Source organism: Prochlorococcus marinus subsp. pastoris str. CCMP1986 (assembly GCF_000011465.1).
Classification (GTDB): Bacteria; Cyanobacteriota; Cyanobacteriia; order PCC-6307; family Cyanobiaceae; genus Prochlorococcus_A; species Prochlorococcus_A pastoris.
The window spans coordinates 890,592-901,787 of record NC_005072.1; the positions used below are offsets into that span (position 1 = coordinate 890,592).

Annotated in this window: 15 protein-coding genes; 10 read left to right on the plus strand and 5 right to left on the minus strand. The window is 28.6% G+C overall.

Translation table 11 applies throughout. The features are described from left to right. Positions 1-3: 3 nt before the first annotated feature. The 4 genes from TX50_RS04960 to rsmA form a co-directional block, all read right to left on the minus strand. Positions 4-987 carry a pyruvate dehydrogenase complex E1 component subunit beta gene (locus TX50_RS04960; RefSeq protein WP_011132563.1) on the minus strand — a complete coding sequence of 328 codons (984 nt, stop codon included), beginning with the start codon at positions 985-987 and terminating at the stop codon, positions 4-6. Between the two features lie 183 nt (positions 988-1,170). After that, entirely contained in the window at positions 1,171-1,488 is a 318-nt protein-coding gene (locus TX50_RS04965) for a DUF3082 domain-containing protein (RefSeq protein WP_011132564.1), read from the minus strand. Between the two features lie 21 nt (positions 1,489-1,509). After that, positions 1,510-2,448 carry a 4-(cytidine 5'-diphospho)-2-C-methyl-D-erythritol kinase gene (ispE, locus tag TX50_RS04970; RefSeq protein ID WP_011132565.1) on the minus strand — a complete coding sequence of 313 codons (939 nt, stop codon included), beginning with the start codon at positions 2,446-2,448 and terminating at the stop codon, positions 1,510-1,512. A gap of 1 nt (position 2,449) precedes the next feature. Then, the gene (rsmA, locus tag TX50_RS04975) at positions 2,450-3,283 is read right to left on the minus strand and encodes a 16S rRNA (adenine(1518)-N(6)/adenine(1519)-N(6))-dimethyltransferase RsmA (protein WP_011132566.1); all 834 of its coding nucleotides are present in this window, start codon (positions 3,281-3,283) and stop codon (positions 2,450-2,452) included. Positions 3,284-3,299: 16 nt separating this feature from the next. On the opposite strand from rsmA, the gene TX50_RS04980 reads away from it, so the two are divergent. The 5 genes from TX50_RS04980 (at position 3,300) to TX50_RS05000 (ending at position 6,348) form a co-directional block, all read left to right on the plus strand. After that, complete coding sequence (locus tag TX50_RS04980) at positions 3,300-3,653, plus strand: hypothetical protein (protein ID WP_011132567.1); 354 nt, start codon at positions 3,300-3,302, stop codon at positions 3,651-3,653. Between the two features lie 20 nt (positions 3,654-3,673). Then, a complete protein-coding gene (locus TX50_RS04985) occupies positions 3,674-4,087 on the plus strand; it encodes a 23S rRNA (pseudouridine(1915)-N(3))-methyltransferase RlmH (protein WP_011132568.1) in 414 nt (137 codons plus the stop codon). A gap of 120 nt (positions 4,088-4,207) precedes the next feature. Beyond that, the gene (locus TX50_RS04990) at positions 4,208-4,594 is read left to right on the plus strand and encodes a LexA family protein (RefSeq protein WP_011132569.1); all 387 of its coding nucleotides are present in this window, start codon (positions 4,208-4,210) and stop codon (positions 4,592-4,594) included. After that, complete coding sequence (locus TX50_RS04995) at positions 4,591-5,883, plus strand: Y-family DNA polymerase (RefSeq protein ID WP_011132570.1); 1,293 nt, start codon at positions 4,591-4,593, stop codon at positions 5,881-5,883. Before TX50_RS04990 ends, TX50_RS04995 begins: the two co-directional genes overlap by 4 nt. 9 nt (positions 5,884-5,892) lie before the next feature. Next, positions 5,893-6,348 carry a hypothetical protein gene (locus TX50_RS05000; protein WP_011132571.1) on the plus strand — a complete coding sequence of 152 codons (456 nt, stop codon included), beginning with the start codon at positions 5,893-5,895 and terminating at the stop codon, positions 6,346-6,348. Between the two features lie 13 nt (positions 6,349-6,361). On the opposite strand, the gene dnaG is transcribed toward TX50_RS05000, so the two are convergent. After that, the gene (gene dnaG, locus TX50_RS05005) at positions 6,362-8,398 is read right to left on the minus strand and encodes a DNA primase (protein ID WP_011132572.1); all 2,037 of its coding nucleotides are present in this window, start codon (positions 8,396-8,398) and stop codon (positions 6,362-6,364) included. Between the two features lie 98 nt (positions 8,399-8,496). Between dnaG and TX50_RS05010 the strand changes: the two genes are divergently transcribed. From TX50_RS05010 to TX50_RS05030, 5 genes are read left to right on the plus strand one after another with little or no spacing between them, the layout of a single operon-like run. Then, positions 8,497-9,384 (plus strand): DMT family transporter, encoded by an 888-nt coding sequence (locus TX50_RS05010; RefSeq protein WP_011132573.1) that lies wholly within the window; start codon positions 8,497-8,499, stop codon positions 9,382-9,384. Between the two features lie 23 nt (positions 9,385-9,407). After that, positions 9,408-9,758 (plus strand): glycine zipper 2TM domain-containing protein, encoded by a 351-nt coding sequence (locus TX50_RS05015; RefSeq protein ID WP_036930434.1) that lies wholly within the window; start codon positions 9,408-9,410, stop codon positions 9,756-9,758. After that, positions 9,759-10,418 carry a Holliday junction branch migration protein RuvA gene (gene ruvA / locus TX50_RS05020; protein WP_011132575.1) on the plus strand — a complete coding sequence of 220 codons (660 nt, stop codon included), beginning with the start codon at positions 9,759-9,761 and terminating at the stop codon, positions 10,416-10,418. Between the two features lie 51 nt (positions 10,419-10,469). After that, entirely contained in the window at positions 10,470-10,739 is a 270-nt protein-coding gene (gene rpsO, locus TX50_RS05025; RefSeq protein ID WP_011132576.1) for a 30S ribosomal protein S15, read from the plus strand. Positions 10,740-10,748: 9 nt separating this feature from the next. Then, the gene (locus TX50_RS05030) at positions 10,749-11,195 is read left to right on the plus strand and encodes a PAM68 family protein (RefSeq protein ID WP_011132577.1); all 447 of its coding nucleotides are present in this window, start codon (positions 10,749-10,751) and stop codon (positions 11,193-11,195) included. The last annotated feature ends 1 nt before the right edge of the window (position 11,196 follow it).

Sequence of the window (11,196 nt, forward strand, 5' to 3'; positions counted from 1 at the left end):
TTCTTAAATACTCCCATTGATTACTTCTTCGACTTTTTCAACTATTTGATGTGGTTGAATTATTGTTAAATTTTCTAAATTTCCATTATAAGGAGTAGGAATATCCTGACTAGATAATCTTATAGGTCTAGTATCAAGATCATCAAAACACTCTTCGGTAATCAAAGCAATTAATTCTGCTCCAATACCTCCAGTCTTCATACACTCCTCAACAATAATTACATTATTAGTTTTTTTGATTGATTTTGAAATTGTTTTCATATCAAAAGGTTTTAAACTTATCAGATCAATTAATTCCACGTCAATATTTTTCTTATCTAATTCCTCAACAGCCTTTAAGCAATGATGTCTCATTCTTGAATAAGTTAATATAGTAATATCTTTACCCTCTTTGACTAAATCAGCTTGATCTAAAGAACATATATAATCTCCTTCAGGCAATTCCTCAGATAAATTATATAAAAGGACATGTTCAAAAAATAGAACTGGGTTATTGTCCCTTATAGCAGCTTTCATTAATCCCTTTGCATTAGTAGGAGTGCTACAAGCAACAATCTTAATCCCAGGAACTGCGTGAAAGTATGCCTCTAATCTTTGACTATGTTCAGCGCCTAATTGTCTACCTACACCACCAGGACCACGAACAACTGCGGGTATTTTATAGTTACCGCCACTGGTATATCTGAGCATACCCATGTTGTTGGAAATTTGATTAAAGGCTAATAGTAAAAATCCCATATTCATACCTTCAACTATCGGTCTTAATCCTGTCATGGCTGCACCAACTGCCATACCAGTAAAACTATTTTCGGCAATTGGAGTATCTAAAACTCTTAATTCTCCATATTTTTCGTATAGATCCTTAGTGACCTTATAAGAACCACCATATTGACCTACATCTTCTCCCATAATGCAAACGTTTACATCATTTGCCATCTCTTCATCAATTGCTTCTTTCAAAGCAGTAAATAATAAAGTACTAGCCACGAGTAATTTCCTAATTAATCATATATATAAATTTATACCATCAAGGTTGAATTAGCCTCCTTCGGCAAAAGTTATGAGTAGTAATATTGACAAAATCATTCCTGGAGAGAGCAAAAGTATTAAAAGGCCTAAGTCATGTAAAGACATTAAAAAATAACAATATTATTTAATAATATTAGGATTTCAATTTTTTTTAATCAAAAAACTTCGAATAAATACAATAAAAAGACCTAATCCTATAAACGCAAAAGAAAAAGTTAATAAGAAGGACAATCCAATAATTAATGTATTAATACTAGAAGATATACTTTGAACAATTTCAGATGAGTTTGATGGTTTATGGAGTGAAAAGTAAATTGCAATTTTATTACTTATAAAATAAGAAGATATACAAAGGAGGAAACTTGTTAATGAGCCAGTTAAAAAACTTAGGGGACCTTTTTCAGGAGTATTTTGATTTTCAATATTGACTTTATTAATTGATGTTTGTTCATTATTCATTATTAATAGAAAAAATTTTTTTTACAATAAGGTAATACCGCTATTAATTAATTTACAGACCCACGCTTCAAATCCATTATTATTAAACATTTTATAATTTTGTTCAAAAACTTCATTAGCTATATTTATATCTTTAAAAAGAGCAAAACATGTTGGACCAGATCCACTCATTGAGTATGATAAACAATTTTGCAAATTTGAAAGTAGATATAATGCTTTCTTTACAGAGTTATTTTCTCTCTCAACAATAACTTGTAAATCATTTTTTACATTTATCCTTTGTTCTGATAATTTGAAATCATTGAATCCGTTTACTCTTAAATCATTTCTAATTTTGTTTGTTTTCTCAGTTTCAGTAAAATATTTTGGACAAAATTCTTGACTATATTTTTTATAAGTATCTACAGTTGAAATTGAAATATTTGGGTTTTTTAAAAGAATTACGCCAAAGTCAAAATTAGAACTGTATTTCTCAAGAATTTCTCCCCTTCCAAAACAAAATTGGCATCCTCCTTCTATAAAAAAAGGTACATCTGAACCAAGTTTTGCCGAAAGTATAAAAATAGTTTCGTAATCAAGGTCCAAATCCCATAATTTATTAAGTCCAACTAACGTTGCAGCTGCATTACTAGAACCACCAGCTAAACCAGCACCAATAGGAATATTCTTTTTTAAAAATATATTAGCCCCTAATTCTTTATTTTTTGACATGTCCTTTATATAATTCGCCGCTTTTATTATTAAATTATCTTCATCTAGAGATAGATCTTTGCTATTAGACTTTAACTTAATTTCGCCAATTTGATTATTCTCAAATTCTATATAATCAGATAGATCAATGTTCTGCATTATCATCGCTAATTCATGATATCCGTCCTTTCTTTTTCCGATGATTTCAAGATGGAGGTTTATCTTTGCAGGTGATTTAACACAAATCTTAGTTGTAGATAATTTTGACATTTTACTGGTTCTTATTTGTTATTTTAATACAAGCCTCTGCAAGCTTAATCCATTTATTAATTGAAATATCCTGAGGTCTTGAATTAAAGCATATTTGAGATGATTCTGATAATTTCTCTATCTCTTCAGCAGAAAGTATTGAATTAAGAGTGTTTCTTATCATTTTTCTTCTAGAATTAAATGAAATCCTAAGAAGTTTATCTAAATATTTCTCTAGTTTAATATCTAAACGCATCTCTGGTCTCAATGGTTCAAAAACAACCAAAGTAGAAAACACTTTTGGAGGTGGGTCAAAAGAAGATGGAGGTACATCACATATTCTTCTTATGTTAGAGATGAGTTGCATTCGCACACTCATAGCTCCTGCATTCGTATTTCCATCCTTAGCTAAGATCCTATCTACAACATCCTTTTGCATTAAGAAAATTATTTTATTGTAGTTATTCTTGCTAATTATTCCTAATCTTCCTACAAAAATATCCAATATTGGGCCTGTAATATTGTATGGGATATTTGCGATCACTTTTGTGATTTTTTTATTTATTGAGTCAAGATTTGTTGAAAGAATATCTCCTTGTTGAAGAGAAAAATTTTTATCATTTCTAAATTTATTATTTAAAAGGTCAATTAAATCTTCATCTAACTCGATAGCATGTAATCTACTAATTTTTGAATCTAATAATTTCGATGTTAAAGCTCCTCTTCCGGGACCAATTTCTAGAATAAAATCTTTTTCTTCCAGTTCAGCTACTTCTTTGATTTTCTCTAATATCAGATTATTAACCAACCAATGTTGTCCAAATCTTTTTTTTTGATGATGGTTCTTAAAATTCATCCAAAATAGAAATAATATGTTTAAATTAAATGTACATCTTATATCTTTACTAAATAGTATGGGCTTATCAAAAAAAAATTTAGGTAAACTCAATACTTTTATTAAAAATAATAATTTAGTTAGCAACAATAACTCAATTGAAAAACCTCAAGAATCCAACAATGCTTCCAAAGTTGAAGACCCTTCCAAAATTTTTTATTCTATAATTGATAACTCCGATAATATAAATGAGACATCAGCTGCAAATCAATTATTAAAACAAAGTGAGGACGTTTTTCATAATATAAATTCTAGAAAAACTAATACATCAGAGAATCTATCGACAGAGGAAGAACTATATGACGAATTTAATTATCTTCTTGATGAATAAAGAAATTTTTCTTTTTTTCTATGCTTCAAACTAACAGATTATCAATAAATGCTATTGGTAAAATAAAAAAAAATTGGATAAGAGAAGGAATTAATCAATACAAAAAAAGAATGCCTGATCTTATTATTAATGAATCTAAGAGTTTTAATATTGATAATATTCGAGTTAATAATATTATTATTTGCCTTACTGAAGAAGGTCAATCCTTTAATTCAATAGAACTAACTTCCTTACTTTTAAATTTTAAAAATAAAAAAATTAATTTTCTTATTGGGGACGCAGATGGAATCCCTTCAGATATTAAAGATAAATCAAATCTTCTACTAAGCCTCTCTCCTCTTACTTTTCCTCATGAACTTGCAAGATTAATTCTTATTGAACAAATTTACAGAGCTATTTCTATTTCTAATAATTCGCCTTATCATCGCGCCTAAACAGAAGATTTAAGATTAATACATAAACCTCTTAAGACAACCACAATTTTAAGTTTTTAATATATAGTATATATGTACTATTAAAGAATTTCGTATTCTTCTGATTTAACTTTTAAAAAGGTGAAGATTCCATTATTAAGTGATTCGGTCTCAGCAGGTTTTCCCTCTCCTGCAGATGACTATGCTGAAGAAAATATTGATTTGAACGAGCATTTAATATCTAATCCTTTTAGTACTTTTTTTCTTAGAGTCAAAGGCGACTCAATGATCAATTCAGGAATTAAAGATAAAGATTTAATAATAGTAGATAAGAGTCTAACTGCTAAACCAGGAAATATTATTATTGCGATGATAGATGGAGAATTTACTATAAAAAGATTATCCATAAAAAATAATGAATTATATTTAAAAGCAGAAAATCATAAATATCCAGACTTCAGTTTTAGAAATCATATTGATATACAAATTTGGGGAGTTGTAATCTATTCAATACATAGTTACTTATGAAAAGTAAAAGCTCAAATACTGAAGCAATAGCTCTTATAGATGCCAATAATTTCTACGCATCGTGCGAACAAAGTATCAACCCCAATTTAAGGAATAAACCAGTAGTAATATTATCTAATAACGACGGATGCATTATCGCAAGAAGCCCTGAAGCTCGTGCTTTGAAAATAAAAATGGGAATTCCTTATTTTAAAGTCAAAGAAAGTTTGAATAACTTAGGAGTTGCAGTCCTAAGTTCCAATTATTCGCTCTATGGTGATATGAGCAAGAGATTAATGAATTTATTAAAGGACTATTCTGAAGAGATAGAGATTTATTCTATTGATGAAGCCTTTATCTCAATTCTTAGACCTAAAGATAAGAATTTAAATCCTTGGGCAAGAAAAGTAAGGTGCTTAATATATCAAAATCTAGGAATAACATTAACAATAGGAATAGCAGAAAACAAAGTAAGAGCAAAAATTGCTAATAATCTAGCTAAGAATATAGATTCTTCCGCAGGAATATTTGATTTAGCTAGGATCTATAATGATAATGATTACTTAAGAAAAATTAGTGTAGAAAAAATATGGGGTATTGGTAAACAAACATCTAATTGGTTACAAAGCAAAGGGATTAAAAATGCAAAAGAATTCAGAGATATGGATGAAGATGAAATAATTAAGAAATTAGGGATCATAGGGAAAAGATTACAAATGGAATTAAAAGGTAATAAATGTCTTCCGATAGAAATAATTAAGAAGCCAAAAAAAGAGATTCAAGTAAGTAGAAGCTTTGGAAAACCAATCACAAAATTAGAAGATTTAACTCAAGCATTAGCAATTTATGCAATAAAAGCGTCCGAGAAAATGAGAAGTCAAAGCTTAAAATCATCTGCCATTACTATATTTGTAAGAACTAGTCATTATTCAAATCATCCTTATCACAAAAGTGCTTATAAAAAACTTATAAATGCAACAGATAATACAAGTACTATTTTAAAAACAGTACTTGCATTATCTAAAGAAATTTATACTCCGGAATATAAATTATCAAAAGCTGGGGTTTTGATGCAGGATTTAACTAATTGCAAATATTTACAGCAATCAATTATCAATTACGAATCTCAAGAGGAATCAAAAAAATCAATCCGTCTTATGAAAACAATTGACTCCTTGAATAAAAAATTTAATAATGAAGTAATTACATGGGCAATTACAAAAAAACCACAAGAATGGGCAATGAATAGAAATTCATTAAGTTCTGGATCTACAACAGATATTAGAAAAATTCCAAATATAATGATATAAGAATGGAATATGGAATTTATATTATTTTTAAGCAAAATCGATAAAGAGATAATAGAGCTGATCAATAAGTCAAATAATTCAATAGAAGAAAATACAGCTCTTTGTACTATTGATAAAAAATTTGTTGGTTTTTACAAAAGAAGAGAAAAAGTGATAGTTATTTGCACCGAAAATGCTAAAAAATTAGGAGGATATAAAGAAGGCGAACGTCATGATAATCACAAAACAAATCTTTATATAAGAAGAGCTTTAAGGCATGAGACGACACATCTAGTCCAGTCATGCAATAACAATAAACCTACAGGGATAATAAAAAATATAGAAGATAAAATTCATTCAGGAAAATTAAAAGCTTTAAATTCCTCAGTACAATTATCTGGAAATTATTCTAAAGAGTTAGAGGCTTATGTTATGGAAGACAAGCCAAGAAAAGTAAAAGAGATAATGAAAAGTTATTGTTTATAAATTCTTAAAAAATTTATTGGTTAGAAGAAAAATTCCCACAACGTTGTTTATCAAGAAAATTGATATGTTCTCTTTCTAGGTAATATAATTCTTGAAATTTTATAGCATCAGAGTTTAAATCTTTGAATACATCTTCAATCTCTTTATTAGAATCTGTAGGTTCTAAGGAAGAATTATCGATTAAAATAGAAATACAGTTTTCCAAAGTTTTTAGTCTTTGCGAACCCCAGGATTCAATAAGATGTCTACATCTTTTTAATGATTTATATCTTTCAAGAAGTGATAAAGTACCCAGAAGATTATGTTTAGAATTTTTTAAAGTGGTTAAAAATAATTCATCTGGATTAATAAAAGTATTGATTTTATTTGAGACTTCTAAATCATTAAGAGCTAAATGATCAGGCAATAATGAAATCAAGTTTATTGAAGTAAATTCATTATTTAATTGTTTATTATTGGGATCTTTCAAATCATCTAAATAATTTGCACTTAAATTATTTACTTCTATTGTTGAAATAGATTCCCAAACAAGACGAATGTATTCAGTATTGAAGATGTTAATTTCTCTTTTAAGTAATTCTTCACGAATAAAAAGTCTATGTTCAGGGCAATGCAAATAGTAATAAATAATCTCTGATTCATTTTTTTCACGCTGACTAACTTCACTTGGTTGTTCAAATTTTTTTGATCTACCATGCCAACGAAATCCTTTAACTTGTTTTCTTAAGTCTTCTTCAAATTTAATAGCTAATCTTGCTTGACCCATGCTTAATCTTTCAGAGACTTTTTGCAAATAGTGAGTTCTTGTAGCAGATTGAGGAAATTTGCTTAATAACTTAACTAACGAAGAAATAACGTTCTGAAAAATATCAGATTTAGATAAGTCTTTATTATCAAAAATCTGATCAATCTCCCAATCAATCCAAAAAGAAGCATTATCTATTAAATTAAAATAGTCTTCTGGTGTATTTTCTTTAAGATACTCGTCAGGATCTTTTGATGATTTTATTTCTAGGATTTTTAAGTTTATTTGATCGTGAAGAGATAAACTTTCAACTTCGTTTATAACTCTTTTTGTAGCTAATCTTCCTGCATTATCAGAATCAAAGTTTATTATTATATTTTTACTATCAGTACATCTACAAAGTTGTGAAATCTGATATTTGTTTAATGCCGTTCCAAGAGAAGCGACAGAATTAGTAATTCCTTTTGAATGAAGTGAAATAACATCGAAATAACCTTCCACTACCACTGCCTTGTCTCGTTTTCTAATATTGCTGGATGCTTTATCAAAAGCAAACAACATTTTACCCTTCTCAAAAACTTCAGTTTCGGGAGAATTTAAATATTTAGGTTCCTGACCATCAAGAGATCTGCCTCCAAAAGCAACTACACGCCCTTGCATATCAAAAATAGGAACTATCAATCTATTTCTAAAGCGATCGTAAACCTTATCAGTATTATCCTTTGAGACAACAAGACCTGCACTTAAAATTAACTTTAAAGGAAATTTCTCAACTTTTGAAAGATAATTGAATAAATCATTCCATGAATTAGGAGCATAACCTAATTCAAAATCATTAATATTTTTAATATTTAAATTTCGTTGTGAAGTTAAATAATGATGTGCCTCCTTACCCAAGGAATTATTTAATTGAGACTTAAACCATTCCTTTGTTACACGAAGAATCTTATAAAGTTCCTCTCTCCTAGATAATTGTTTTTTATATATTTCTTGCTGAGGCCCATCAACATTTATTACATTAATATCATTCTTTTTTGCAAGTGAAAGAACAACATCAGTAAAGTTATTACGAGTAAACTCCATCAAAAATTTAATAGAATTACCCCCAGCTCCACAAGAGAAACAATAATAAAATTGTTTTGCAGGAGAAACTGTCATAGATGGCTTACTATCATCATGAAAAGGGCATATACCAACAAATTCTTTTCCCTTTTTCTTTAATACAATATGTTCAGAAATAACATCTACAATATCTGCCTTATCTTTAACCTCCTGAATAGTTCTTGGATGTATGGAAGGTCCCATTTATTTATTTTTCTAAAAAGAATTCCTAATAATCATTTTGTTATAGGTCAAATTTTTAAAAGAATCTACTTAATTTCACAATAAAAATATTTTTAGTAATGCTTATAGAATTTTTTAATCAAAAGAATAATTCATTTAAAAAAGTAAATTTAATATTGGCATCGTTTTTCTTCAGCCTCATGACTGTTTGCGTAAAAAAAATCGATACAAGAATACCTATATATGAATTAGTATTTTTTAGATCATTATTAAGCTTGTTCATTACCTCTATGATAATAAACAAAAAAAATTTAAATCCCTGGGGAAAGAACAAACCATTACTAATTTTAAGGGGCATCTTAGGGACGATAGCTTTGGTTTGTATATTTTATGCTATTAAAAATATGCCTTTAAATATTTCTACTGTTATTCAATATACATACCCTATATTCATATCTATTTTTGCAGGAATTTTAATTAATGAAAAGATTAATAAAAATCTGATTATTGCATCCATAACAGGATGGTTAGGAATATTAATAATCTTAAATCCCTATCAATTATCGAGTTTAAACATTGAGTTAGATAAATTTACGGTATTAATAGCATTTCTTGGTGCTATATCAACAGCCCTAGCTTACATAACTGTAAAAAAACTATCATTAACAGAAGATATTTTCATAATAATTAAATATTTTCCTTTAATATCCGTAATAACATTATCTCCAATTGTATTTTTCAATTGGGTGACACCAAATATTAATGATTTAATTTGGATATTAGGTATAGGAATGTTTACCCAAGCTGGACAAACATTTTTAACAATTGGATTAAAGAAATTACCAACCTCAGAAGCGGCTAGGATAAATTATTTGCAAGTACTTTTTGGCTCTTTATGGGGAATCCTGTTCTTCAATGAACTAATAAATATTAACTTTATTGTTGGTGCGGTACTTGTTTTGTTAGGAACTATTATATCTACTAGCAAAAAACTAAAAAAGATTTAAAATTAAAAAAAAGTATGTTTCTAATGAAATTTTTCTTATTAGCATTTTTCAGTCTTTATCCATTTCTCCAAGTAAAAGCATCAACTCCTAAATCTGTAACATGCACTAGGACTGAATATAGGGAAGAATATATTCCCGGTACAAAATCAAGTCCTGGTTATGTAAGAAATTACGAAATTGATGTTGAAATTCCATGTGGAGGAGAAAAGGCCAAAAATATTGATGACAATGACTGTAGTGAGGGATCAGTAATAGGCGGACTACTTGGAGCTGGAATAGCTCTCTCTTCATCTAGAGGCAAAGATAGATTTTGGGCTGTCCCAGCAGGAGGCACAGCAGGTGCTCTAATTGGATGTCAGGTGGATGGTGGTTAATTGATTAGTTGGATAAAGGGAGAATTAGTAAGTTCATGGCAAGCTAATAATAAATTTTATATTTTAGTAAACTGTCAGGGATTAGGTTATGAAATTCAGACCCTAGAATCAGTATTTTTTGATATCAATTCAAATAAGATTTCTGAAAAGGAAATAATCCTCTGGCTAAAACATATAAAAAAAGAAGATTCTGATATGCTCTTTGGTTTTAGCACCAAGGACCAAAGAGATTTCTTTATTCAAATTTTAAATATTAAAGGTATAGGCTCCCAAATCGGGATGTCTTTATTAAATAAATTTTCCTTAAATCAATTAATTACGGCAATATCTAATAATGACAAAAAATCGATTAGTACTGTTCAAGGTATTGGGCAAAAAATGACTGAACGAATAATCCTTGAGCTGAAAAGTAAGGTAATTAATAAAGAAATTGAAAAAGAGAATTTAAATATAAATAATTTCCTAGAAAAAAATAAAGACTTAGATTCAATTTTTAAAGATATTGATTTAACACTTCAATCTTTAAACTATTCTAAGAAAGAAATTAAAAACCTATTTCCAAAACTTATTAATAATATTAAAAATTCATCCTTAGAAAAAGAATCTATTTCTTTTGAAAATTTATTAAAAGAAGCCATGAATTATTTAGACCATAAATAGTAGTAATTTAGACCAGTAACGTAGTAATATGTCTAAAGGTAGATAATTTTCATGACTCTAGATACAGCGGAAAAACAGAAACTAATTGAATCGCATCAAGTACATGCAACAGATACAGGATCTGTTGAGGTGCAAGTTGCTATGCTTTCTGAAAGAATTTCAAAATTAAGTGACCATCTACAGGGAAATATTCACGATTATGCATCAAGACAGGGCCTATTAAAAATGATAGGAAAAAGAAAAAGGTTACTATCATACATAAAAGGTAAAAATCCCCAAAACTATCAAGATCTAATTAAAAAAATTGGAATCAGAGGATGATTTCCATTGATGAAGAAAAAACAAGCTAAAAAGAAAAATCTTTCAAAAAAGAAAAAAATATCTGAGGTCGATGCCTTTAGAAATATTGAAAAGAAAGTTCCATCATTAACCCAAAAAAGCAAACAATCTAGCGGTATACCAAAATATGTAGCTGACAGAATGGCTAGGAGAATCTTTTTTACGGCTGGAATACCAACAATTATGGGTATGTCAGTGTTTGTTATAAGTTATATAATCGTCACAAGAAATATTGCTGAAATTCCTCCTTCTTCAACAATAGCAATATCAGCATTATTCTTTTTATTAGGACTAGGGGGGTTAAGTTTTGGAATATTATCTGCTAGTTGGGATAAAGAACCAGGAAGTTTTTTTGGTATAGAAAATATCCCCTTAAATATTCAAAGAGCAAAGGCTGCATTTAAACCAGCATCTCAAAACTTTGATGAGAAAAAGTAAA

Excerpts from the sequence above, each read along its gene's own strand:
- dnaG (WP_011132572.1), bottom strand. The coding sequence starts at position 8,398 with ATGGGACCTTCCATACATCCAAGAACTATTCAGGAGGTTAAAGATAAG.
- TX50_RS05015 (WP_036930434.1), top strand. The coding sequence starts at position 9,408 with ATGAAATTTTTCTTATTAGCATTTTTCAGTCTTTATCCATTTCTCCAA.
- ispE (WP_011132565.1), bottom strand. The coding sequence starts at position 2,448 with ATGTCAAAATTATCTACAACTAAGATTTGTGTTAAATCACCTGCAAAG.
- TX50_RS05030 (WP_011132577.1), top strand. The coding sequence starts at position 10,749 with ATGAAGAAAAAACAAGCTAAAAAGAAAAATCTTTCAAAAAAGAAAAAA.
- TX50_RS04985 (WP_011132568.1), top strand. The coding sequence starts at position 3,674 with ATGCTTCAAACTAACAGATTATCAATAAATGCTATTGGTAAAATAAAA.
- TX50_RS04980 (WP_011132567.1), top strand. The coding sequence starts at position 3,300 with ATGTTTAAATTAAATGTACATCTTATATCTTTACTAAATAGTATGGGC.
- rpsO (WP_011132576.1), top strand. The coding sequence starts at position 10,470 with ATGACTCTAGATACAGCGGAAAAACAGAAACTAATTGAATCGCATCAA.
- TX50_RS05010 (WP_011132573.1), top strand. The coding sequence starts at position 8,497 with ATGCTTATAGAATTTTTTAATCAAAAGAATAATTCATTTAAAAAAGTA.
- TX50_RS05000 (WP_011132571.1), top strand. The coding sequence starts at position 5,893 with ATGGAATTTATATTATTTTTAAGCAAAATCGATAAAGAGATAATAGAG.
- TX50_RS04995 (WP_011132570.1), top strand. The coding sequence starts at position 4,591 with ATGAAAAGTAAAAGCTCAAATACTGAAGCAATAGCTCTTATAGATGCC.
- TX50_RS04965 (WP_011132564.1), bottom strand. The coding sequence starts at position 1,488 with ATGAATAATGAACAAACATCAATTAATAAAGTCAATATTGAAAATCAA.
- rsmA (WP_011132566.1), bottom strand. The coding sequence starts at position 3,283 with ATGAATTTTAAGAACCATCATCAAAAAAAAAGATTTGGACAACATTGG.